The organism is Brevundimonas sp. KH_058 (assembly GCF_057838505.1).
In genome coordinates this window covers 1,290,944-1,313,910 of the sequence record NZ_CM174469.1, presented here as the reverse complement: position 1 = coordinate 1,313,910, position 22,967 = coordinate 1,290,944, and the positions used below count along the sequence as shown (strand labels likewise).

The 22,967-nt window shown below is 65.4% G+C and carries 18 protein-coding genes and 1 pseudogene; 7 read left to right on the top strand and 12 right to left on the bottom strand.

Annotated features, from left to right (window positions below):
• The first annotated feature begins 48 nt into the window (after nucleotides 1–48).
• From purH to AC3ISA_RS06240, 3 genes are all read left to right on the top strand, one after another.
• Nucleotides 49–1,653 carry a bifunctional phosphoribosylaminoimidazolecarboxamide formyltransferase/IMP cyclohydrolase gene (gene purH / locus AC3ISA_RS06250; RefSeq protein ID WP_489179770.1) on the top strand — a complete coding sequence of 535 codons (1,605 nt, stop codon included), beginning with the start codon at nucleotides 49–51 and terminating at the stop codon, nucleotides 1,651–1,653.
• Between the two features lie 166 nt (nucleotides 1,654–1,819).
• Nucleotides 1,820–2,719 carry a dienelactone hydrolase family protein gene (locus tag AC3ISA_RS06245; RefSeq protein ID WP_489179769.1) on the top strand — a complete coding sequence of 300 codons (900 nt, stop codon included), beginning with the start codon at nucleotides 1,820–1,822 and terminating at the stop codon, nucleotides 2,717–2,719.
• Nucleotides 2,720–2,971: 252 nt separating this feature from the next.
• Nucleotides 2,972–5,056, top strand: coding sequence for a S8 family peptidase (locus AC3ISA_RS06240; protein ID WP_489179768.1), 2,085 nt, complete (start codon nucleotides 2,972–2,974; stop codon nucleotides 5,054–5,056).
• Between the two features lie 24 nt (nucleotides 5,057–5,080).
• On the opposite strand, the gene grpE is transcribed toward AC3ISA_RS06240, so the two are convergent.
• Together grpE and hrcA are read right to left on the bottom strand one after the other, a co-directional pair.
• Nucleotides 5,081–5,653: a nucleotide exchange factor GrpE gene (grpE, locus tag AC3ISA_RS06235; RefSeq protein WP_489180079.1), complete on the bottom strand. Its 573-nt coding sequence runs from the start codon at nucleotides 5,651–5,653 to the stop codon at nucleotides 5,081–5,083.
• 65 nt (nucleotides 5,654–5,718) lie between these two features.
• Nucleotides 5,719–6,813: a heat-inducible transcriptional repressor HrcA gene (hrcA, locus tag AC3ISA_RS06230; RefSeq protein WP_372691735.1), complete on the bottom strand. Its 1,095-nt coding sequence runs from the start codon at nucleotides 6,811–6,813 to the stop codon at nucleotides 5,719–5,721.
• Nucleotides 6,814–6,866: 53 nt separating this feature from the next.
• On the opposite strand from hrcA, the gene rph reads away from it, so the two are divergent.
• Nucleotides 6,867–7,592 (top strand): ribonuclease PH, encoded by a 726-nt coding sequence (gene rph, locus AC3ISA_RS06225; protein WP_372691551.1) that lies wholly within the window; start codon nucleotides 6,867–6,869, stop codon nucleotides 7,590–7,592.
• 64 nt (nucleotides 7,593–7,656) lie between these two features.
• Nucleotides 7,657–8,118 carry a hypothetical protein gene (locus AC3ISA_RS06220; RefSeq protein ID WP_372691549.1) on the top strand — a complete coding sequence of 154 codons (462 nt, stop codon included), beginning with the start codon at nucleotides 7,657–7,659 and terminating at the stop codon, nucleotides 8,116–8,118.
• 10 nt (nucleotides 8,119–8,128) lie between these two features.
• On the opposite strand, the pseudogene AC3ISA_RS06215 reads toward AC3ISA_RS06220, so the two are convergent.
• Nucleotides 8,129–8,368, bottom strand: a pseudogene (locus AC3ISA_RS06215) (phosphoglucosamine mutase); the annotation flags it as partial.
• 434 nt (nucleotides 8,369–8,802) lie between these two features.
• On the opposite strand from AC3ISA_RS06215, the gene AC3ISA_RS06210 reads away from it, so the two are divergent.
• Complete coding sequence (locus AC3ISA_RS06210) at nucleotides 8,803–10,548, top strand: DUF3363 domain-containing protein (protein WP_489179767.1); 1,746 nt, start codon at nucleotides 8,803–8,805, stop codon at nucleotides 10,546–10,548.
• 102 nt (nucleotides 10,549–10,650) lie between these two features.
• On the opposite strand, the gene AC3ISA_RS06205 is transcribed toward AC3ISA_RS06210, so the two are convergent.
• The 3 genes from AC3ISA_RS06205 to glmM form a co-directional block, all read right to left on the bottom strand.
• Nucleotides 10,651–11,127 carry an RNA polymerase sigma factor gene (locus AC3ISA_RS06205; RefSeq protein ID WP_489179766.1) on the bottom strand — a complete coding sequence of 159 codons (477 nt, stop codon included), beginning with the start codon at nucleotides 11,125–11,127 and terminating at the stop codon, nucleotides 10,651–10,653.
• 859 nt (nucleotides 11,128–11,986) lie between these two features.
• Complete coding sequence (locus AC3ISA_RS06200; RefSeq protein WP_372691546.1) at nucleotides 11,987–12,922, bottom strand: HEPN domain-containing protein; 936 nt, start codon at nucleotides 12,920–12,922, stop codon at nucleotides 11,987–11,989.
• A gap of 86 nt (nucleotides 12,923–13,008) precedes the next feature.
• Complete coding sequence (gene glmM / locus AC3ISA_RS06195) at nucleotides 13,009–14,358, bottom strand: phosphoglucosamine mutase (RefSeq protein WP_372691545.1); 1,350 nt, start codon at nucleotides 14,356–14,358, stop codon at nucleotides 13,009–13,011.
• A 162-nt stretch (nucleotides 14,359–14,520) separates the two neighbouring features.
• Between glmM and glmS the strand changes: the two genes are divergently transcribed.
• Nucleotides 14,521–16,335, top strand: coding sequence for a glutamine--fructose-6-phosphate transaminase (isomerizing) (glmS, locus tag AC3ISA_RS06190; RefSeq protein ID WP_489179765.1), 1,815 nt, complete (start codon nucleotides 14,521–14,523; stop codon nucleotides 16,333–16,335).
• Here glmS and AC3ISA_RS06185 read toward each other — a convergent pair.
• From AC3ISA_RS06185 to AC3ISA_RS06160, 6 genes are all read right to left on the bottom strand, one after another.
• Complete coding sequence (locus tag AC3ISA_RS06185) at nucleotides 16,296–16,964, bottom strand: Crp/Fnr family transcriptional regulator (RefSeq protein WP_372691542.1); 669 nt, start codon at nucleotides 16,962–16,964, stop codon at nucleotides 16,296–16,298. The two genes, glmS and AC3ISA_RS06185, sit on opposite strands and share 40 nt — an antisense overlap.
• Nucleotides 16,965–17,016: 52 nt before the next feature.
• On the bottom strand, nucleotides 17,017–17,760 hold the full coding sequence (locus AC3ISA_RS06180; RefSeq protein ID WP_314123269.1) for a Crp/Fnr family transcriptional regulator: 744 nt from the start codon (nucleotides 17,758–17,760) through the stop codon (nucleotides 17,017–17,019).
• The gene (locus tag AC3ISA_RS06175) at nucleotides 17,757–18,020 is read right to left on the bottom strand and encodes a DUF6894 family protein (protein WP_346495564.1); all 264 of its coding nucleotides are present in this window, start codon (nucleotides 18,018–18,020) and stop codon (nucleotides 17,757–17,759) included. Before AC3ISA_RS06175 ends, AC3ISA_RS06180 begins: the two co-directional genes overlap by 4 nt.
• A gap of 70 nt (nucleotides 18,021–18,090) precedes the next feature.
• Nucleotides 18,091–19,590 carry a phosphomannomutase/phosphoglucomutase gene (locus AC3ISA_RS06170; RefSeq protein WP_489179764.1) on the bottom strand — a complete coding sequence of 500 codons (1,500 nt, stop codon included), beginning with the start codon at nucleotides 19,588–19,590 and terminating at the stop codon, nucleotides 18,091–18,093.
• 10 nt (nucleotides 19,591–19,600) lie between these two features.
• Entirely contained in the window at nucleotides 19,601–20,686 is a 1,086-nt protein-coding gene (locus tag AC3ISA_RS06165; RefSeq protein ID WP_489179763.1) for a glycosyltransferase family 4 protein, read from the bottom strand.
• Nucleotides 20,687–20,794: 108 nt separating this feature from the next.
• Nucleotides 20,795–22,861, bottom strand: coding sequence for a sugar phosphate nucleotidyltransferase (locus AC3ISA_RS06160; protein WP_489179762.1), 2,067 nt, complete (start codon nucleotides 22,859–22,861; stop codon nucleotides 20,795–20,797).
• Between the last annotated feature and the right edge of the window lie 106 nt (nucleotides 22,862–22,967).

Here is a 22,967-nt window from a genome sequence, read left to right as displayed (position 1 = left end):
GGTCTAGAGGGCGCGCCATCCTCCCCCAGCCTTCACGGACGCCGCCTCATGCCCGCCGCTCCCGACTTTCCGCCCGCGCCCGATCAGGTGAAGCCGCAACGCGCCCTGATCTCCCTGTCCGACAAGGCCGGGCTGGAAGACGCCGCCCGCATCCTGCATGACCTGGGCGTCGAACTGGTCTCGACCGGGGGCACCCGTGCGGCGATCCAAAAGCTCGGTCTGCCGGTCAAGGACGTGGCCGATCTGACCGGCTTCCCCGAGATGATGGACGGTCGGGTCAAGACCCTGCATCCCATCGTCCACGGCGGCCTGCTGGGCGTGCGCGATGCGGCCGACCATGCCCAGGCCATGACCGACCACGGCATCGGCGCCATCGATATCGTCTGGATCGACCTCTATCCGTTCGAATCCACCGTTGCTGCGGGCGGTTCGTTCGAGGCGGCGGTCGAGAACATCGACATCGGCGGCCCGGCCATGATCCGTTCGGGCTCCAAGAACCACGGCTATGTCGCCGTCGCCGTGGACGGCGAGAGCATCGGTCTGATCCTTGAGGCGTTGAAGGCGGATGGTTCGACCGATCTGGCCCTGCGCAAGCGGCTGGCCGCCCGCGCCTTCGCCCGCACCGCCGCCTATGACGCCGCCGTTTCGGGCTGGTTCGCGAGCCAAGTCGAGGACGTCGCCCCGGCCCGCAAATCCATCGCCGGTTCGCTGGCCCAGACCCTGCGCTACGGCGAGAACCCGCATCAGACCGGCGCCTTTTATCGCACCGGCGAGCGCCGTCCGGGCGTGGCCTATGCGACCCAGGTCCAGGGCAAGGAGCTGGGCTACAACAATATCGCCGACGCCGACGCCGCCTATGAGCTGGTCGCGGAGTTCGAGGCCCCGGCCGTGGTCATCGTCAAACACGCCAACCCCTGCGGCGTCGCCGTGGGCAAGGACCTGTCGGAAGCCTACGCCCGCGCGCTGGAATGCGACGCCGTCTCCGCTTTTGGGGGCGTGATCGCGGTCAACCGCCCGCTGAACGGCGACGACGCCCGCGCCATCACCGGCATTTTCACCGAAGTGGTCATCGCCCCCGGCGCCGACGACGAGGCCAAGGAAGTCTTTGCTTCGAAGAAGAACCTGCGCCTGCTGATCACCGACGGCCTGCCCGATCCGCACGGGCCGGGCGAGGTGTTCCGCTCGGTCGCCGGCGGCTTCCTGATCCAATCTCGCGACCGTTCGCTGATCAAGCCGTCGGACCTGAAGATCGTCACCAAGCGCCAGCCGACGCCGACCGAGATCCAGGACATGCTGTTCGCCTTCACCGTGGCCAAACACGTCAAGTCCAACGCCATCGTCTACGCCAAGGACGGCCAGACGGCCGGCATCGGCGCCGGCCAGATGAACCGTCGCGACAGCGCGCGCATCGCCGCCATCCGCGCCAAGGAGGCGGGCGAGGCCAAGGGTCTGGCCCAGTCGCTGGCCGAAGGCAGCGCCTGCGCCTCCGAAGCCTTCTTCCCCTTCGCCGACGGCCTGCTGGAAGCGGTCGCGGCCGGGGCCACGGCGGTGATCCAGCCGGGCGGCTCGATGCGCGACGCCGAGGTCGTCGCCGCCGCCGACGAAAAGGGCATCGCCATGGCCTTCACCGGGGTGCGGGTCTTCAGACATTAATCTTGAGAAGAAAGGGCGCTAACGCTCGCGACGCGGTCGCTCGCTGCTTGAGCGCCCTTCTTCTCGTTTGTAGAGGTCGTCTAGACTTCAACAGCGCGCCTTAACGTGACTGGACGCTCGGCGCCGGGCGTGATGCTCTGACCGCTTTCCCGCGTTGGAGCGTCCCATGACCGTCCTGATCCGTCCCGAAGGCCAGACCGCCGACGATCTGAAGCTGAGCCGACGAAGCCTGGGGGCGCTGGGGGGCTTGCTGTTCTCCGGCTATGCCGTCGCGGCCCTGGCGAAGGAGGCCAAGCCGATCACGACCGACGAGGCGGGCCTGGCCACGGAGACCGTGACCTATGCCGCGCCGGACGGGTTCCAGCTTCCGGCCTATGTGGCGCGGCCTGCGGGCGATGGGCCCTTCCCGGTCGTCGTCGTGGTGTCCGAGATCTTCGGCGTCCACGAATATATCCGCGACATCTGCCGCCGCCTGGCCAAGCAGGGCTATGCCGCCATCGCACCCGCCTTCTTCAACCGGGTCGAGGATCCCGCGCCCCTGTCGGACATGCAGCGGATCATGCAGATCGTCGGGGCGGCCAACTATGAGCAGGTGATGGGCGACCTGTCGGCGACGCTGGAATGGACCAGCCAGCAGTCGTGGGCCAAGGACGGCAAGGTCGGGATCACCGGCTATTGCTGGGGCGGCAAGGTGGTGTGGCAGGCGGCGGCCCGCTTCGCCGCCATCGGCGCCGGCGTGGCCTGGTATGGCCGTCTGGCCCCCGCCGCCGATGCGACACCGGTGCAGATCTCGTCGGGTCAGCCCTGGCCGGTCGATATCACCGACGACCTCAAGGCGCCGGTGCTGGGCCTTTATGGCGGCAAGGACCAGGGCATTCCGCTGGCCAGCGTGGAGCGGATGCGCGAAGCCCTTGCGCGGGCCGGTCAGACCGGCAGCCAGATCGTCGTCTATCCCGACGCGCAGCACGGTTTCCACGCCGACTACCGCGCCAGCTATTCCGAGACCGACGCCAGGGACGGCTGGTCCAAACTGCTGGCCACCTTCGATAAAGCGTTAAAGAATTAGGGCGTTACTGATGGGAAGGCTGCGGAGGGCGGCCTGAGTGGAGGGTTCGGCATGAACGGATTGCGGCGTCGCGGAGCGGTCGTTCTGGGCCTGGGCCTGTTGTTCCTTCCGCTGGCCGCGTGCGGCGGCGGCGGGGGAGGCGGCGGTGGTGGTGGCGGCGCAATCACGCCCCCTGTTCCACCGCCACCTCCGCCACCCCCGCCTCCTCCTCCGCCACCACCGCCCCCGCCCCCGCCCCCGCCGCCGCCCTCGGTGACATCGAGCGAATATCTGCGGAACTATGGCCTGGCCAATATGAAGGCCCAGGTCGCCTGGCAGGCCGGGGCGACCGGCTCGGGCGTCACCGTCGCCGTCGTCGATTCCGGCATCGCCAACACCCTGCCCGAGCTTGAAGGGCGGATTTCCAGCGCCTCGACCGACGTGGTCGCGGGCCGCAACACCCCCTATGTCGCCTCAAGCAGCCACGGCACGCGGGTGTCGGGCGTCATCGCCTCGAACTTCAACGGCTTCGGTACGATCGGCGTGGCCTACCAGTCGACCATCCTGTCGATCCGCACCGACATCTCGGACTGCACGGACAAGAACACCGAGGTCTGTTTCAGCAGTTCGGACCTGGTGCGCGCCCTGGACTACGCCGTCGCCAACGGGGTCAAGATCATCAACATGTCGTTGGGCGGCGACGGGCGGCTGGGCTCGGCGTTCGAGGCGGCGCTGCTGCGGGCCGTGAACTCCGGCGCAGTGATCGTGGCCTCGTCGGGCAATGACGGCGAGGCCAATCCGGGCTGGCCTGCGCGCTACGCCATCGACCCCCGCTTCGCTGGCAGCGTGATCGCCGTCGGTTCGCATGGCGCGACCGATGTCATGTCCAGCTTCTCCAACCGGGCCGGCGACACGGCGGCCGGCTACATCTCTGCGCCCGGCGAAGACGTCATCACCGGCTGCGAAGGCACGTCCTGCTGGCGGGTCAACGGCACCTCGTTTTCGGCGCCGCATGTTTCGGGCGCCCTGGCGCTACTGATGCAGGCCTTCCCCAATCTGAGCGCGCGGGCGGCCCTGGCTATTCTGGTCGATACGGCGCGCGATGCGGGCGACCCGGGAACCGACATCGTCTATGGGCGCGGCCTGCTGGACGTGGCCGGCGCCTTTCGACCTGTCGGCACGACCTCGACCCCGATGGCGGACGGAAGCTCCATCGTGACCCTCAGCGAACCGGGCAGTTTCGTCGGCGCGGCCTTCGGCGACGCCTTCCTGCGTCAGAGCGCGCTGAACACGGTGCTGTACGACGCCTATGACCGGATGTTCGCGGTCCAGCTGGGCGGGGCCTATCCCACGGCGCCCAGCCGATCCTATCAGGCCGCGCCGTTCGAACAAAACACCACGGCGACCACCACCCTGGCCCTGCCGGGCGGCGGGCGACTGAACCTGATCGCGGCCCAGCCGAGCGCGACGCCCGAACCCGTGGCGCCACGTCACGACCTCTATGATGCGCCGTGGATGGGCGACGAACCGCGCCAGGAGGCCATGCTGGACCTGGAAACCGGCCGGATGAACTTCTCGGTCTGGCAGGGCAAGGGCGGGGCGGCGTCGCCGTTCGAAGGCTCGGCCGGCGACGGGTTCGCGTCCCTGGCCCAGGCCGACCATGCGGTGCGCGGGGCGATGCGGTTCGGCGCCGTGACCGTTTCGGCGGAAAGCGGCGGCGGGGATCGTCGCATGCCGCTGCGCCGCGTCGAGCAGGACGCCTCGACCTATAGCCGGGCCGCGATCGGATGGCGGGGCGCGGAGGGCGGCCTGTCATTCAGCGTCGGCGCCCTGGACGAAAGGCTGGGGCCCTTGGGCGCCTTCCTGCCCGGCGGGTCGGACTTCGCCCTGCCGTCGCGGACCGCCTTCTATGCGCTCGGTGGGGATTGGACCCTGTGGCCCGGTCTGCGCCTGATCGGCGAGGCGGGCATGGGGTCGACGCAGATCGAGGGTCGGTTCCTGTCGATGGATCAGGCGGCGATCAGTTCGAACTGGCGGCTGGGCCTGCTGACCGGCTGTACGATGGTCTGCGACCGGATCAGCTTCACTCTGTCGCAGCCGTTGCGGATCGAGAGCGGGACATTCTCGGCGCTGCTGGCCGATGTGCCGGTCGAATATTTCGATCCCCTGACCTATTCGCGCCGCAGCTTCTCGGCGTCGCCCAGCGGTCGTCAGATCGATTTCATCCTGGGTGGTGAGCGTCGGCTGTGGGACGGCTCCAGCATGACGTTGCAGGCTGTGGCCAGCCGCGAGCCGCGCCATGTGGCGGATGCGCAGCCGGAGTTTGCGCTGATCGGAGCCTGGCGGCGTCAGTTCTGACCGACGCCGCCTGCTGATCCGGGATCAGGCCTTGCCGTCGAAGGCCTGACCTTCGGGCGCCTGCGCGGCGCCATAGGGGTTGGGGCCTTGCGCGCCCGAGCCCTTGGCAGCGACGATGACCATGGCGGGGCGGACGGTGCGGCCGAACAGTTCGAAGCCGGACTGCATGGTCTGAAGCACCGATCCGCCGGGCACGGTGTCCGACGGCTGTTCCATCATCGCCTGGTGCAGATGCGGGTTGAACGCCTCGCCGGCTTCCGGCGCGACGCGCTTCAGGCCATTGCTGTCGAAGGCCTGAAGCAGGGCTTTCTGGGTCAGTTCCAGCCCGGTCACCAGGCCGGCGGTGGCGCCCTCGGCGTCCTTGGGCGCAGCCATCAGGGCGCGTTCCAGATTGTCGGCCACGCCCAGCAGATCCTTGGCGAAGCGCTGGATGGCGAAGGCGCGGGCGTCGTTCTGCTGCGTTTCCGAACGGCGCTTCAGGTTCTCCATCTCGGCGGCGACGCGCAGGGCGCGGTCCTTCCACTCGTCGCGCTCGGCGATGACGGCGTCCAGGGGCGTCAGGTCGTCCCCCCGATTTTCAGAAGGATGGGCGTCCAGGCCGTGTTCGGCGTCGGTCTCGGCCGCATCCAGGGCGTCGAATTCGTCGTTAAGGGGTTTGTCGCTCACTTGTCGTTCCCGTCCAGCATCCGGCCCAGCACCCGGGCGGTATAGTCCACCAACGGAATGACACGGGCGTAGTTCAGTCTTGCGGGCCCTATGACGCCGATGGCGCCCAGAACCCGTTGTCGGCCGCTCATATAGGGCGCCGCGATCACGGCGGAACCCGAAAGTGAAAACAACCGTGTTTCCGCGCCGATGAAAATGCGCACGCCCTGTGCCGCATCGACGCCGTCCAGCAGGCCGATCAGCTGTTCCTTCTGCTCCAGGTCGTCGAACAGGACGCGCACCCGTTCCAGGTCCGCCAGTCCCTCGCCGTCCTGTAGCAGGTTGGCGCGGCCGCGCACGATCAGGGCGCGCTCGCGGTCGGGTCCGCCGGACCAGGCGGCGAATCCGTCTTCCACCAGGCGGGCCGCGGTCTGGTCCAGTTCGCGACGGGCGATTTCCAGTTCGTGCGTCATCTCGCGCTTGGCGTCGGCGAAGGGGCGGCCGCGCAGGCGCGCGTTGAGGAAGTTGGAGGCCTCGACCAGGGTCGAGGGCGTGACGCCCGCCGACAGGGTCATGATCCGGTTCTCGACCGTGCCGTCGTCGGCGACGATGACGGCAAGGGCCTGATCCCCGCCCAGGGCCACGAACTCGACGTGTTTCACGCCCGAGTCCCGTACGGGGCTGGACACCACGCCCGCGCCGCCCGCCAGGCCGGACAAAAGGTTGGACGCCTCGTCCAGGGCGGATTCGAAGTTGCGTCCGCGCCCCGCCAGACGCCCGTCGATCTCGCGCCGCTCCTCCTTGGTCAGGTCGCCGACTTCCAGCAGGCCATCGACGAACAGGCGAAGGCCTGCATGGGTGGGGATTCGCCCCGCCGAGGTGTGGGGCGCGGCCAGCAGCCCGGCCAGGGTCAGATCCTGCATGGTGTTGCGGATCGAGGCCGGTGACAGGGCGATCCCGCCCAGCGATAGGGTCCTGGATCCGACAGGCTCGCCCGTCTCCAGATAGCTCTCGACGATGCGGCGAAAGATGTCGCGGGCGCGTGCGTCCAGCCCCGCCAACCCTGCGAGGGATTGGCCGTTGTCGAACGGCGGGGTTTTGGGGGCATACAGGCTCACGGTTTCAGGATAAGCACCGCCGCCTCGGCTTCCAAGGATTCATCTCAATGCGCCATTCGCAACGCACCGACGACCAACTGCGTCCCGTGACCATCGAGACCGGCGTCAACCGCTATGCCGAGGGTTCGTGCCTGATCACCTTCGGCAACACCAAGGTGCTGGTGACCGCCTCGATCGAGGAGAAGGTGCCGGGCTGGATGCGCAACACGGGCCAGGGCTGGGTGACGGCGGAATACGGCATGCTGCCGCGCGCCACCCACACGCGCGGCCGTCGCGAGGCCGCCGCGGGCAAACAGTCGGGTCGCACGCAAGAGATTCAGCGGCTGATCGGCCGCTCCTTGCGCGCCGTGGTGGACCTCAAGGCGCTGGGCGAACGTCAGGTGCTGATCGACTGCGACGTCATCCAGGCCGACGGCGGCACGCGCACGGCCTCGATCACCGGCGCCTGGGTCGCCATGAGCCTGGCGCTCAACTATCTGCGCGACGAGGGCGTGCTCAAGGCCGATCCGATCACGGATCAGGTGGCGGCCGTTTCGTGCGGCATCTGCAACGGCGTGCCCGTTCTGGACCTGGATTACGAAGAGGACTCGGAGGCGGAAGCCGATTCCAACTTCGTCCTGACCGGCGCGGGCCAGATCGTCGAGGTCCAGGCCACCGGCGAGAAGCGCGGCTTCTCGCGCGCCGAGTTCGACCGGCTGTTCTCACTGGCCGAGGTCGGCTGCACCGAACTGTTCGCCTTGCAGAAGGCGGCGCTGGCGGCGGTGAAGCGATAGGGGGTTTCGCCCTCGGCCGCAGGCGGGCATTCTTGTCCGGTTGGTTCTGACCGGAGACAAGTCGATGCGTCGATCCCAATGGCTTTCGCTGGCCGCCTGCGCCGTGCTGATGGCCGGATGTCAGCCTTCCGGCCCCGGAGCAGCGCCGTCGTCCGGCGATTCGACGTCGAACCCCGACGTGATCGATGCGGTTCCTCTACAGCCGGAAACCGCGCCGGTCGCTCCGCCTGCCAAGGCGGATGCGCCGGCCAAGGAACCGCCAAAGCCCGCCGAGGAGCCCCAGGCCAGCCTCCCCGAGGGGCCGGACATGGCGCCTCAGCCGGTTCCGGTCAGCGAAGTTCCGTGTCGTGAAGCCATCGGGTCCGCCGCCTCGGCCCGCCTGGTCGAGCGCTGCATTCAGGTCAGCCCGGCAACGCGCCCACCTTGCAACGCCGCCAATCCTTGCGACCTGATCCAGGGCGAGATCGATCGGTCCTGCAAACTGTGGGAACGCGACGGCGATCCGCCGGCGGCGTGCAAGCCTTAGAGGCAGGCCATCAGCCGGCGGCGCGCACCGCGCCCGCCACATCGGCCACCACCCGTTTCACCAGCGCCTCGTCGTCGCCCTCGGCCATGACGCGGATCAGTTTTTCCGTGCCCGACGGCCGCACCAGCAGGCGCCCCTGACCGTTCAGCGCCGCTTCGGCTTCGGCAATGGCGGCCTTGACCGTCTCGGTCTCCAGCGGTTTTTCGGCCGTGAAGCGGACGTTATCCAGCTGCACCGGATCGAACTGACGGACGGACAGTCAGCAGCGAAGAGCGTGGGATGGGCGGTCGTCAGAGCGCCCAGGTCTTAAGGCCCGAACACAACCGATCGCGATGCACCCGGATCAAAGGGGATCAAACGTCGTCAATCCGACGGAATAACTCAGGGCGCGACAGGCGCGATTTTGTTCGCAAAACTCCCGGCGACCGGTGGACGGTTCGCGAACAAAGCGGTTGTTGACGACAAGGTTGCCTCATGGCCACGCCTCACGATCCTGAGGATTTTCCATTTCGTCCGTCAATGACGGCGCGCAGAGATCACTATCCCCGCGGGGCCGTCGGCCTGCTTGGTCGTGCGACGGCGTCGATGCCCTTGAGGGCGCGAACACGACACTTTGCAGCCAAGGCGATCGTGAAGCGGGTCCGGCCTGCCTTTCGGGGAGCCGGGCCGTCGCGTCGCGTGTTCGTGAAGGTCAAGGTCGTGATGAGGACACCGAACGCGCGCGCCTCCCTGAAAGCCTGTGTGCGGTACTTCGGACGGGAGGGCGCTGGCGAGGAGGGGGCGAGAGCAGCGTTTTTCGGGCCGCAGGAGGACCGGCCTGACGCCAAGGCGGAGGTCGATCGGTGGGCAGATGACCGCCGTCATTACCGGATCGTCGTTAACCCGGAGGATGGACAAGAGCTCGCGGACGTCAGGCCGTTTGCACGGCGGATGATGAAACAGGTTGAGATCGACACCGGCACGCCGCTCGAATGGCTTGCCGTAGCGCATTATGACACCGGACGGCCCCATCTCCACATCATTTTACGCGGTCTGCGCGACGACGGGCGCGACCTTGTCTTCAGCCGCGGTTATGCAGCACAAGGCCTGCGCAGCCGGTGCGAGGCCCTGGCGACCGAAATCCTGGGTCCGAGGTCCGACCGGACGACTTCCATCCGTGATCTGACGGCGGACCGACTGACGGCGATGGATGACACGCTTTTGCGCAGGCAGGGCGACGGCAAGGTCAATATCGAGGGTCTGGAAAGCGGAGAAAGAGCCAACGCCCTCCGCCGTCTGGTCCATCTTGAGCGTCGCGGATGGGCTCAGCGAGATAGCCAAGGCTTTTGGGCCGTCCCTGAAAATCTGCGCGATATCCTGCGGAATCTCGGTGAACAGGAGGCGCGTGAAGCCGCCGCGACGTGCGCCATCTGGGGCGGCTTCTGGGGCGGCTTCTGGGGCGGGCAGACCAATCGCCTCGAACCGCTGAGTCTCTCGGAAGGCGAGGTGGTCGTTGGCGCTTACGCCGGCGTTCAGCCGCTCAAATGGCACAAGAAGGCGGCCCAGTTACTCGTGCTTGAGACCATGGATGGACGTCTGGGGCATGTGCGGCTGGCGTCACTGGATCGCGTCATGATCCTGGATCGCGTGCCCGAGCGGGCCGTTATCGAGTTGCGGGGAAAGCCGTGGAGGGAAAGGGCTTCGGACCAGACCATCGCCCAGATCGCGCGACTGAGGAACGGCGTTTATTCTGAAGCCGATCATCTCGCCGTTCGGCCCGAAGATCGGCCTGGTTTCATAGATCGCCACCTTCGACGGCTCGAAGCGATGAGCCGCGAAGGTGCGGTTGAGCCTCTGCGCCAAGACCGGTTCGCCATTCCATCCGACTACGTCTCGCGGGCGCTGGCGGCGGATCAGGCGCGACACGGTCCCGCCGACGTCGAAGTCCGAGTGCTCGACGTCAGGCCTCTGCACCTTCAAACCTCAGCGCGCGGCGTCACCTGGCTGGACAAGGTTGCTGGCGGATTCGAACCTGATCCCGGCGCGGGCACCATGGCGGATGAAGCCAGAAGGTTGGGACAAGAACGGGCTGAGATTCGAAAGGGGTGGGGGATCGGCGATGGCGATGGCGATGGCTCCAAGCTGACCGACAAGGACATGCTCGCCCTCTGGACGATGGAGATCGAGACCCAGTTCAAGAGGCTTGGAAAGGGCGAGAAACTGGTCGTCAAGGCTGAGGAAGGACAGCCCTTCTCCGGCGTCTACAACGATAGAGTTCACATGGGCGGTCGAACCTATGCGGCGGTCGAGAGCCGCACCGTGGTCACCCTGGCGCCTTGGCGAGCGGGTTTGGAGGCGTGTCGTGGCCAGGGTCTCACCGGGGTTCTGCAGGCAGGGCAGGTGGAGTTTCGGTTCGGAGAGCGTGGCCGTGGCCTGGGACTGGAGCTTTAGGCTATTGTTCTTGGTAGGCGTGGCACGTGAGCCCAACTCTGGAGCTGTCGGATCGCGCTTGCGAAGGATGAGTGTGCGGCCGGAACGCTCCGACCCGCGGCCTCAATCTCGCAACTGTGCAGCACATTGGGCGAGAGCTTTGGTCATGCGCCATTCGACCGTTTTCAGCCGGATGCCGAGGTGGTGAGAGATTTCCTGGTTAGTCATGCCGCCGAAGCGGCTGAGCAGGAACACCTCACGGAGCGGTTGCGGAAGGCTCAGCACAATGTCCTGAAGGAGCAGGGATGCATCCTGTGCAGCCGCCTGGCTGGATGGAGGTGACTGCCATGCATCCAGTTCTTCTCGCCGGCGATCGCGGCGATAACGGCTCAAGAACAGGTTGCGGGCGACCTGAAGCAGAAAGGCCTTCGGTTTGAGGATTTCGGCAGGGCGCTGCTGACGCAGGACTTTGAGGTAGGTGTCCTGCAGGAGGTCCTCGGCGAGGTCGGCTCCATACTGCTGACGCAACGATCTGAGGAACCATGCGCCGTAGGTAGCGAACAGGGTCTCGGCGTCGCTCCCGGTCGAGAGCGCCGGCATAGATTTCGACTGTCGACCACCAGACGCCAAGGGTTCGCCTCCGACCAACGAGACCGACCGTCCGGACTGACGGAAGTCGAGCCACGGTTGAGGCAAGCGCAAAGGCCACGGCGCAGCCGCGCCCATACAGACGTGCAAGCGCGTAATGCGGGTTTCGTCTCAACCGAGGTTCTCACGCCTCGACGCCGCTCTGCGACGCGTCACCAGCATGAATCATTCACTCACAGTTGGCAAGTGTGGCGCGATATCCGCACGACTTTCGCTTGCGCCTTGATCATGCGCCGGCCGTTGAGAACATGGTTGAGCCATGCGCCGCCGCCTTTAGCCGAAGCCTGGACATACGCGGGGGCCGCCCGGGCGTCTGGACGGTAACTTATCCGAACAAACCCATAAACGGAGAACTTGGGATTCTCACTCCGTGCCTTCCGACCAAGCTGCATTCAAATGGGCACGCGCGGCGGCCCTGATGTTCTGCAGGCTTTGTCACAGGCGATCCGCAGGCTTCTGCAGCCCAATCTTGCCTGGATGATGTGGCCGCTTCGAAGGGCAAATAATCAGCGCCGCGCTGAATCCCTATCCCCTGGCCTTCTGCGGGATGCGAGGCTCACGCGATGAACGCCGAGGCTCACTGACCTGCAACCAGGCCCATTCTCGAAGCTGATGTCTCGGATAGTAGGGCCGTCTTCGAAGGTGGACGTAGGGCGGGCCGTCCAACCCCAGACACAGCATTTTCGCTAGCGTAGACGGAGCGAGTTGAATGCCCAAGGCCGCGAGTTCACGCGACGCTTCCTTTCGGTTCAGAAGACGATCTTCGTACTCGGCTGCTGCATTTGCATCTGCGTGTTCCAAGGTTGACGACCTATCCGGCGCTCCCTGCTTTCACCTTAAGTTCCTCGATGCGCGCTTTGCTGAGTTCGGTGACCCGATCGCGCAGACACCGAGCCCGCGCCATGAGCCACTCCAGGTCTTCGGACGAGCCATCATATTGGTCGCTATAGCGCGCTTCGACATAGGCACGTTTCAACAGTTCGAATCGGCGGCGATCAAAGCGGCTTTCACGCGGCCAGGTCTCGACCAGGCTGGTGTTTACGTCCTCGGCTAGCGAGCGGAGGAACTTGATGTTGTGCGAGCGCGGAAAATAGAAGGTGTGGACGAGAAGGAAGCAGGCGTAGGCGGTCTCCACCGCCTGATGCAGGCTGAAGGCGGCTAGCTTGCGGAAGCCTTCGTCCGTGGCAGCCCTTCCAGTTTGGTATTCAGCCGTATCGATCCACCGCCTGAGGTCTGCCGCCTTAGCTTCAAAATGGCGATCTGCCATTTCGGCAGCGGCCTGGGCTGTCATCGGCTGCGGCGTCGGGAAGGGATGGCCGGGGATTTCGTAAAGGGCGATGCCGTCGCGGACGATGTCGGTCCAGAAGTACTCACCACGCCGCAAGGCGGCGTTCACGTCCTGATGATCATGGATTATCAGATTGACGGTGCGGCCGATGGCCGGGTCGCGTAGGATCTGGTCCTCGGAGTTCCACCAGTAGTCGGCGATGTTGGTCAGCTTCTCGTGGTTGACCACGATCAGAAGGTCGAAGTCAGAGAGATAGCCATTCTCCGGCTCGTCGACCCAGTCCGTCCGTGCGTACGATCCGAAGAGGATGATCTTGAGAATCTGGCCGCCGCGTCGCCAACCAGAGTTGGCGCCGCCGCCGCTTGTCCTGGCTGCTTCAAATCCGGCAAGCAAGATGTCGCGAACGCGTCGAAGTTCACGTTGATGACGCTCCGGCAGATGTTCCAGATCGGACCGCATAGGAAGAGTCTACCGTAAACTCAGACGCTGTGAACCGCGAAGTTGCACGCACACGCCGCATAGGTTCGTACATTGTGTTGTGGGTCTCACCCTGCTGTTTTCACAGCCGCTGCAACTTCAGACACCACGCGCTTCACCAAAGCCTCGTCGTCGCCCTCGGCCATGACGCGGATCAGTTTTTCCGTGCCTGACGGCCGCACCAGCAGGCGGCCCTGACCGTTCAGCGCCGCCTCGGCGTCGGCGATGGCGGCCTTGACCGTGTCGGTTTCCAGCGGCTTTTCGGCGGTGAAGCGGACGTTCTCCAGCTTTTGCGGGACTGGATCGAACTGGCGGGCCAGTTCGCTCATCGGCTTGCCGGATTCGACCAGCACCGCCAGCACCTGCAGCGCCGCCATCAGGCCATCGCCGGTGGTGGCGTGGTCGTGCAGGATGATGTGGCCCGACTGTTCGCCGCCGATGTTGAAGCCGCCCTCGCGCATCCGCTCCATCACGTAGCGGTCGCCGACCTTGGTCCGCTCCAGCGTCAGGCCCTCGGCCGTCAGCCGGCGCTCCAGCCCCAGGTTGGACATGACGGTGGCCACCACGCCGCCGCCGGTCAGCAGGCCGCGTTTCGCCCAGTCCAGTCCGACCAGGGCCATGATTTGGTCCCCGTCCACGACCTGGCCCTTCTCGTCGCAGATGATCAGCCGGTCGGCGTCCCCGTCCAGGGCGATGCCGATGTCGGCGCGGTAGCGTTTGACCGCATCGACCAGGGTCGCCGGATGGGTCGAGCCGCACTCGGCGTTGATATTGGTTCCGTTCGGCGTCACGCCGACGGGGAAGACCTCGGCGCCAAGTTCGAACAGGGTGGTGGGCGCGACCTTGTAGCCGGCGCCATTGGCGCAATCGACCGCGATGCGCAGCCCTTGCAGCGTCAGCCGCTTAGGGAAGGCCTGTTTGGCGATCTCGATATAGCGGGCCTGGGCGTCGTCGATCCGCTTGACCCGACCCAGCTTGTTCGACGGCGCCAGACCCTGGTCCAGGCCTTGGTCCATCATGGCCTCGATCTTCAGCTCGATCTCGTCCGACAGCTTGTAGCCGTCCGGCCCGAACAGCTTGATCCCGTTGTCGGCGTAGTCATTGTGCGAGGCCGAGATCATGACTCCCAGGTCGGCGCGCATCGACCGGGTCAGCATGGCCACGCCCGGCGTCGGCACGGGGCCGAAGGTGCGCACGTCCATGCCCACCGACGCAAACCCGGCGACCAAGGCCGGCTCGATCGTATAGCCGGACAGGCGCGTGTCCTTGCCGATCACCACCAGATGGCGGCGGTCGTCGTCGGTGCGGAACAGTTTTCCGGCGGCCAGACCCACGCGCAGCGCGACCTCGGCCGTCATCGGATAGGTGTTGGCGCGCCCGCGAATGCCGTCGGTGCCGAAATATTTTCTGTCGCCCAAGGCCTGGTCCTTTGTTTCGGGTAACGTTCCGAAACCCCTTTTTTGATGCGGCCCGCCTTAAGATTGCATAGACGGCCGGTGGGGCTTGATGTGTGGCTTAGCCCCGGATCGCCGCCAGTGCAAAGCGGCGCCCCTTTCCCTGACCTCTCGGAGCCTTCGCTTATGTGCGGCATCATCGGCGTCACCGGCAACGGACCTGTCGTTCCCCGGCTGATCGACAGCCTGAAGCGACTGGAGTATCGCGGCTATGACTCGGCCGGCGTCGCCGCCGTGGTTGACGGCGCAGTCGAGCGCCGCCGCGCCAAGGGCAAGATCCGCAATCTGGAAGCCGTTCTGGCCGAGGAGCCGATGACGGCGACGGTCGGCATCGGCCATACCCGCTGGGCGACGCACGGCGCCCCGACGACGGCCAACGCCCACCCGCACAAGGCCGGGCGCGTCACCTTGGTCCACAACGGCATCATCGAGAACTTCGCCGAGCTGAAGGCGGAACTGGCCGCCGAGGGCCATGTCTTCGAAAGCCAGACCGACACCGAGGTCATCGCCCATCTACTGGACGCCGAGCTGAACACGGGTCGTGCGCCGCTTGAGGCGTTCAAGATCACCCTGGACCGACTGACCGGCGCCTATGCGCTGGCGGTGCTGATCGACGGCACGGACGACCTGATCCTGGGCGCACGGCGCGGCAGCCCGCTGGTGGTCGGCTGGGGCGAGGACGAGATGTATTTGGGCTCCGACGCGCTCGCGGTCGGTCCCTTCACCCAGAAGATTTCCTACCTGGAAGAGGGCGATTACGTCGCCGTGACCAAGGCCGGCGCCCAGATGTTCGACGTGACCGGAAAGCCGGTCGATCGTGCAGTGGTCCAGGTCTCGGCCTCCTCGGCCATGGTCGAGAAAGGCGAATATCGCCACTTCATGGAAAAGGAGATCCATGAACAACCCGACAGCGTCCAGCACACCCTGTCGGAATATCTCGACCTGGTGACCGGTACGGCCAAGACGAACACCGTCGATTTCGCCGCCATCGACCGCATCCAGATCGTGGCGTGCGGCACCGCCTTCTATGCCGGTCAGATCGGCCGCTACGCCTTCGAGAAGCTGGCGGGCCTGCCCTGCGACGTCGAGATTGCGTCCGAGTTCCGCTATCGCTCCCCGGCGGTGACGCAAAAGACGCTGGCGGTCGCCGTCAGCCAGTCGGGCGAGACGGCCGACACCCTGGCCAGCCTGACCTGGTGCAAGGCGCAAGGGTTGAACACCGCCGCCGTCGTCAACGTCCATTCCTCGTCCATGGCGCGCGAAGCGGCCGTGCTGTGGCCCACCCATGCCGGCCCTGAAATCGGCGTCGCCTCGACCAAGGCCTTCACCGCCCAGGTCGCGGCCCTCCTAGCCTTGGCCGTTGCGGCGGGCGTGGCGCGCGGCCGGATTGAAGCGGTCCAGGAGGCCGAACTGGTCAAGGCCCTGTTCGAAAGCCCGCGCCTGATCGCCGAGGCCCTGACGATGGGCGACAGCATCCGCGCCGTCGTCCAGGATCTGGCCAAGGCCGACGACGTCCTGTTCCTGGGCCGGGGCGCCATGTTCCCACTGGCCATGGAGGGCGCGCTGAAGCTGAAGGAGATCAGCTATATCCACGCCGAGGGCTATGCCGCCGGCGAACTGAAGCACGGCCCCATCGCCCTGATCGACGAAGAGACGCCGACCATCGCCCTGGCCCCTCTGGACGAGGTGTTCGAGAAGACCGCGTCGAACCTGCAGGAAGTCGCCGCGCGCGGCGGGCCGGTCATCATGATCGCGCCGGAAAAGGCCCCCGATCCGCACGGCGCCGGCATTCGCCGCATCCATGCGCCTGACTGTCACCCCCTGATCGCGCCCTTGGTCTATGCGGTGCCGGTCCAGCTGCTGGCCTATTACACCGCCGTCCAGAAGGGCACCGACGTCGATCAGCCTCGCAACCTGGCCAAGTCCGTCACGGTGGAGTGAGGCGCAACCGCCGTCTCGCGCAGGGCTTCCATATCGGCGATCTGGATCGCGCCGCGGCGTAGGCGCAGCGCGCCGGCCGCGCACAGTTCGGTGCAGGCGGTCGAGACGCTGGCGCGCCGCACCGCCATCAGGTCCGCCAGGTCGCTCTGGCGCAATGACACTGTATCGCCGCCGCCCTGGTCGTGAACGTCAAGGATGAGGGCGGCTAAGCGTTGGGTCACCTTGAGGTCGGCGTGACGCCCCAGTTCGGCCTGAAGGGCGGCGTTGCGTTGACGAAGGTCGGTCAGGGTCGCTTCAACCAGGGTGTCGCGATCGATGCGCTGGACCAGCCGTCGCGCCGGCACGGTCAGGAACCGTCCCGCCGTCAGCCACAGGGCGACTTCCTTTTCGCCCCGCCCCAGCACCGCGTCGAAGTTGATCAGATCGTCGCTTGAGGCCAGGCCGCGCGACAATGTCTCATCGGGTCCGATACGTGCGGCGACGCCGTCGAGAATGAAGGTCACCAGCGGTTCGCCATCGAGCGTCAGACTGGTGCGCTCGCCCGGCGCGGCGTCGAAGGCGTCGCCTTCATCCAATCCCTGCACCGCTAGCAGGGAAAGCAGGGATCGCGCGAGGTTCGACGTGGACATGCATCGTCTAGACCGCCAAACGGCGTTTTACGCGATAACATGCGTTAAGCGGTCAAACGGGGTCGCTTTGAAGTCTGAGATAGGTCGGATCGAACTCGGCGATCTCGGCCAGGCGGCGCCAGTCGAGGATGTCGATCTGACCGTTCGACCAGTTGATAACGCCTTCGCCGCGCAGCTCCGAGATCAGGCGACTGACATGGACTGTCGACAGGCCCAAAGCGTCGCCCAGGACGGCCTGCGTCAGCGGCAGATCGAACGTCATGTCGCCGGTCTGGCCGACGGCCTGAAGACGCAGATAGAGCTCGCATACCAGATGGGCCAGATGACCCAGGCCGCTGCGCCGACCCATGGCGACAAGCCATTGGCGGTGGACGGCGGCGTCGATGATGGTGTCCAGCCACAGCAGACGCGTCAGGTGCGGATGGCGCTCGGTGATATCGATCAGGCCGCTATGGGGCGCCTCGGCGATGACGCACTCCGTCAGGGCGACGACTCCATGGTCCATCTGCTTCATCAGCAGGCTGTGCAGGTCGATGAAGTCGCCCGACACATTGATCTCGGTGATCTGGCGCGCGCCGTCTTCCAGCGTGGAATAGCGGGCGGAAAAGCCGGATATCAGAAGCGTGCTGTGCAGCGGTCGGCTATGTTCCCGCACGATGTCCGAACCGGCGGCGACCGTCTTGGGCGGCTCCAGCGCCTTCTGCAGAGCCTCGATCTCTTCGGGAGAGATGCGGTCGCGCAGGGATAGTTTCTCGACCAGGGTCGTGATCTTGGGCGTGGCTTGAAGTCTGCTCATTGGGCGCTGTCCACCAGGCTCCACCCGTCAGGCGCATCATCGGAAGCGGCTGCGGTGACGCTGACGACCGTCTGGCCGTCCGCATCCGTGACGATGACGCTGAAGGCGCGGGTCGTCCAGAAGGAAGCCCCACGATAACGCAGGATTTCGCCCAGAACGGCGACGGCCTCCTCTCTGGCGGCGTCGACGCTTTTCAGCTCCTCGCCCTGGTCGTCGCGAATGCAGTCGCCATTTTGGGTATGGAAAAAGTATCGCGGCAATCTTTCCTCCTGGCAGCAGCCGAGGGAGGAAGCGGTCACGGGGCCGATTGGTTCAGCCCTCTGTGATCTTTCAGATTTCCTGGTTGAAGGCGCCGATTTCGGGATAGGCGGCGAGGCGGGGTTTGATCTCCTTGCGGAAGAGATCTCGCATGTCGTCTTCCGACCGCATGCTTTCGACCACGACCACCAGTTCCGGCTTGTTCGACGAGGCGCGGACCAGAACCCACGATCCGTCTTCCAGATGCACCCGCACGCCGTTGACGGTGATGGCCTCAAGGATCTTGCGGCCCAGGATTTCGCCGCCTGCTGCGGCCAAGTCGGAGTATTCCTTCACGATCCGCTCCAGCACGCCATATTTCAGCTCGTCGTCGCAATGGGGCGACATGGTCAGGCTGGTCCAGGCGTCCGGCAGCGCCGCCTTCAGCTCGCTCAGTTTCTTGCCCGGATTGCGGTCCAGCATGGCCAAGACCGCGCCGGCCGCGACCAGGCCGTCGTCATACCCATGGCCCAGGTCGCCGGCCATGAAGAAGTGGCCCGACTTCTCGAACCCGGCCAGGGCGGCCAGTTCGGCGGTCTTGCGCTTGATGTAGGAGTGGCCCGTCTTCCAGTAGACGACCTCGGCGCCGTTGGCCTTCAGGACTTCGTCGGTCTTGTAGAGGCCGGTCGACTTCACATCGACCACGAAGGTGCTGTCCGGATAGACCTCGGACAGGTCGCGGGCCAGCATCAGACCGATCTTGTCGGCGAAGATCTTCTCACCCGTGTCGTCCACCACGCCGCAACGGTCGCCGTCGCCGTCAAAGCCTAGGGCCAGGTCGGCGCCCGTCTCACGCACCCGTTGGGCCATCTGCATCAGCATGGCGTGATCTTCCGGGTTCGGATTATATTTGGGGAAGGTGTAGTCGAGGTCGGTGTCCATCTCGATCACCTCGACGCCCATGCGGCGCAAGGCGTCGGGGGCGAAGGCGCCGGCCGTGCCGTTGCCGCAGGCGCAGACGACCTTCAGCGGCCGCTTGATCTGAACCTTTGACGCCACGTCGGCGACATAGGTCTCGCGGAAGTCTTCGACCCGACCCAGCTTGCCGCCCGGGCGGGCCACGCCTTCGCCGTTCAGCACGATCTCTTTCAGCCGGCCCATTTCCTCGGGGCCGAAGGTCAGGGGTTTGTTCGCCCCCATCTTCACCCCCGTCCAGCCGTTCTCGTTATGGCTGGCGGTGACCATGGCGACGCAGGGCGCGTTCAGTTCGAACTGGCCGAAATAGGCCATGGGCGACAGGGCCAGACCCACGTCCAGAACCTCCATGCCGCCTTCCAGCAGGCCCAGGATCAGGGCCTGTTTGACGCTGAGGCTGTAGCCGCGGAAGTCATGGCCGGTGACGATTTTTGGCGGCACGCCGATCTCGTGGACATAGGTCGCCAGGCCGAGGCCTAGGGCCTGGATGCCGAGAAGGTTGATCTCCTTTTCCAGGATCCAGCGTGCATCGTATTCGCGGAAACCGGTCGGCTTTACGAAGGCCAGGTTTTCATAATCCGCCGTATTCGGCTTCAGGTCCTGCCGGGGAATGAGCATTCTGTGCGGCTCAGGCTGCGGCGCGCTTGCGAATACGGGCGATGCGGCGCAGGCGACGCCAGAAACGGCCGCGCTCCGGCTCGGGATAGGGCTGCAGGTTCTCGACGAACTGATCGGCGGAGGCGCGCCAGCTGAACTTCTCCGCATAGGCGCGCACGACCTTGCGGTCGAGTTCGAGGCACTCCAGGCAAGCGGTCCTGAGTTCCTTGTCGATCGCCCCGGCGTTTGAGCCGGGGATGATGTCGATGGGGCCGTGGGCCGGATAGGCGGCGACCGGCGTGCCGGCGGCCATGGCTTCCAGGATCACCAGGCCGAAGGTGTCGGTCCAGCTGGGGAAGACGAACACATCGGCGTCGCGGAAGCAGCGCGCCAGCTCGTCGCCGAACCGGGCGCCGAGGAACTTGGCCTCGGGATATTTCTCCTGAAGCTCCGCACGGGCGGGTCCATCGCCGACGACGATCTTGGTGCCGGGCAGATCGAGCTGAAGGAAGGATTCGATGTTCTTCTCGACCGCTACACGGCCCACATTAAGGAAGAAGGGCCGGGGCCAGTCCTTGCCCCCAAGCTCGTCGTAAATCCGTTCCAGCTCGGGGTTGAAAACGTCCGTGTCGACGCCTCGCGACCAGGGTGAAACGTTCTTGAACCCGTGTTCGACCAGTTCGTCGCGCAGGGTCGGGGTCGCCACCATCAGCCGGCCCGACGGCTTGTGGAACCACTTCATATAGGCGTAGCCAACCTGGACCGGTATCGGGAAACGGGCCGAGACATATTCGGGGAACTTGGTGTGGTAGCTGGTCGTGAACGGCAGCTTCCATTCCACGCAGATGCGACGCGTGGCGATGCCGATCGGACCCTCGGTGGCGATATGCACGGCCTCAGGCTCGAAGGCCCGCAGCATCTCGCGGATCTCTTCTTCCGCCCCGAGCGCCAGCCGGATTTCCGGGTAGGTGGGGCAGGGAATGGTCTTGAATAGGCTGGGCTCGATGACCTCGACCTCATGGCCCATGCCACGGCATTCCGCGACCGTGCGGGTCAGGGTGCGGACGACGCCATTGACCTGAGGTTCCCAGGCGTCGGTGGCCAGAACGATGCGCATTGAGGCGGGCGGACCCTGAGCCGTTGAGTAAGGGCGGAACTTCTAGACGGTTCGAATGACGAAGGCGAGACAGCGATTATCATCGTCGAGTCGGGTTGTGGGTGCGGCTCAGGACAGTTGAAGGCTATTGTCCCCATCGTGGGCCAAGGCCCCCAGCGTTTCCCGAAGCTGGATATGAGCCGTCATGATCGAACGGAGCGACAGCGCCGGTGATGGTTCATCAATGAAGTCGCCGTTTTCGAGCATGGCGTCGCGCCAGAGGCCTTGAGGTGTAAGGAAAAGCCATACGGCGCGCAGCGCGGACCCTGCCTGTTCCAGCGAGGCCGCGCATGGGCCGTCGTCGGCCATAGACGCGAGGGTCAGTGACGCCTTGAGCCATTGCGTCTGCGACCAGAGCCGGGCGCGACCACTCTGAAGGAGGCCTTGGTCGCTCACGGCCTCCACGGCGACTCCGCGTTTCAAGTCGATGCCTTGAAGCCCAGCCTTGAAGAACTTGCGGGCGTTCACGAGTGCGGCGGTGTCGGATGTCAATCGGCTGTAGCGGGCCAGCAGCCAGGCCCGATAGAATAGGTCGCCAGGCGACGCCGGATGATCGATGTCTGATGTGTCTTGCATCAGGCTGACGATCTGGTCTGCAGCCCGGCGCCAGCCTGGGTCGGCGCTTATGCCTGCCCAAGCAAGCGCGCCTTCCAGCAGGATGAGAGACTTCGCTTGGTCGGGTGGTTCGTTCTCGTCCCCTAAAAGACGGTCGCGAAGGGTTGTGGCGTCGCGCTCCACCGAGGAGGCGCCTGTCGCTGCGAAAATAGCGGCCAAGGCGACAGGCAAGCAGCTATGATCGCCTTGTTCAGGTTGATCGCCGTCCAATGGCAGGTACGGCAGACCTTTTTCGATCACTGCCCGCCATGGCCCAGGCCAGTCCTGGCGACCGGCTTGGGCGTAGGCTTCTAGCTGGGCCGCCTGAACTTGAAGAAGGTGCGATGTCGCAATGCGACGCCCGCTCGTGCTCAGAAGTGTTTCGAAGGCTCCGGACGTCCCCTGTCCCAACGTGCACCAAACGGGAAGCGCGGACTGACGCAACCATGTCGCCAGCCGTTCAGCGCCGCTTTTCAGCGACTCCGGGGCGGGCGTCGGAAAATCGAGATGCGTCGGTGACAGTTTCCCGAGCCGCTCGACGACTTTCCTGACGTCTTGGCTGCGCCTGAGGTCGGTGACCAGCACGGCATCGCGTTCCACGATGACACCCACGTCTCGCAGACCGATAACTGCGACCATGACGCCGTCGGATGACCGTACCAGACAGCCCTCGGAGTCTTCCAGAAGATGCAGCCCGACGCTGCCTTCGCCGGAGGCTTGTACCGCGTCCCAGGCCCCGAGGTCGGACCAGGAAAACCGCACGGGAAGGACCGACGCACGGGTTGTCTTTTCCATCACTGCATAGTCGATCGAAATCTTCGGAGCGTTGGAGAACTGCGGCCCAAGCAATCGGTATCGCCCGTTGAATTCCGCATGCTCAAGGGCGTCCCTGGTGGCCGTCATGACTGCGGGCGCCTGTTGGGACAGTTCCTCAATCAGCACATCTGCGCGCACGATGAAGTTGCCGCTGTTCCACAGAAAGCCGTTGTGGATGTGGCGTTCGGCCGTGAGGGCGTCGGGCTTTTCAACGAAGGCCGCGACGTCGGTGAGGCCTGCACCGGACGGTGCAATGTAGCCGTAGGCGGAGGACGGTTCTGTGGGCACGACTCCCAAAGTGACGATGCGACCCTTGTCTGCAGCTATGGCGGCTTCCTGCACTGCTGCGTGAAATGCGCCGTGGTCTGGAATGTGGTGGTCGGAGGCGACGAAGAGATTGATGGCTTGCGGGTGCTGTTGGGCGGTCCACAGCGCTGCGACAGCCATGGCGGCGGCGGAATCGCGGCCTTCGGGTTCCAGGAAGATGGTCGCCGTAGCGCCGACCTGGTCCAGTTGAGCCAGAATCTCCAGGCGATGCTGCTCTCCCCCCACGACGATCAGTTCGCCGCCCTTCTCCATCAGCGGAAGGGCGCGCTCCACGGCGTCTTGAAACAGGGACCGATTGCCGGCCAGAGGAATGAACTGCTTGGGTCGGGAGGGGCGAGAAGCTGGCCAGAGCCGCGTGCCCGCTCCACCGCACATGATAACCGGATAAATCATCGCCATGGTCAAAGCTGCTCCGATTGGATCGTGCAAGTCCAGTAGGACGCGTCCTTAGTTTGCCGAGTGGCCAAAATCCATCATTGCGGAAAATAACGCTGAGGTTGTTTTG

Coding starts and splice junctions, on each gene's coding strand:
- AC3ISA_RS06245 (WP_489179769.1), top strand. CDS start 1,820: ATGACCGTCCTGATCCGTCCCGAAGGCCAGACCGCCGACGATCTGAAG.
- rph (WP_372691551.1), top strand. CDS start 6,867: ATGCGCCATTCGCAACGCACCGACGACCAACTGCGTCCCGTGACCATC.
- AC3ISA_RS06185 (WP_372691542.1), bottom strand. CDS start 16,964: ATGTCCACGTCGAACCTCGCGCGATCCCTGCTTTCCCTGCTAGCGGTG.
- AC3ISA_RS06200 (WP_372691546.1), bottom strand. CDS start 12,922: ATGCGGTCCGATCTGGAACATCTGCCGGAGCGTCATCAACGTGAACTT.
- AC3ISA_RS06180 (WP_314123269.1), bottom strand. CDS start 17,760: ATGAGCAGACTTCAAGCCACGCCCAAGATCACGACCCTGGTCGAGAAA.
- AC3ISA_RS06205 (WP_489179766.1), bottom strand. CDS start 11,127: ATGCCGGCGCTCTCGACCGGGAGCGACGCCGAGACCCTGTTCGCTACC.
- purH (WP_489179770.1), top strand. CDS start 49: ATGCCCGCCGCTCCCGACTTTCCGCCCGCGCCCGATCAGGTGAAGCCG.
- AC3ISA_RS06170 (WP_489179764.1), bottom strand. CDS start 19,590: ATGCTCATTCCCCGGCAGGACCTGAAGCCGAATACGGCGGATTATGAA.
- glmS (WP_489179765.1), top strand. CDS start 14,521: ATGTGCGGCATCATCGGCGTCACCGGCAACGGACCTGTCGTTCCCCGG.
- AC3ISA_RS06160 (WP_489179762.1), bottom strand. CDS start 22,861: ATGGCGATGATTTATCCGGTTATCATGTGCGGTGGAGCGGGCACGCGG.
- AC3ISA_RS06165 (WP_489179763.1), bottom strand. CDS start 20,686: ATGCGCATCGTTCTGGCCACCGACGCCTGGGAACCTCAGGTCAATGGC.
- AC3ISA_RS06220 (WP_372691549.1), top strand. CDS start 7,657: ATGCGTCGATCCCAATGGCTTTCGCTGGCCGCCTGCGCCGTGCTGATG.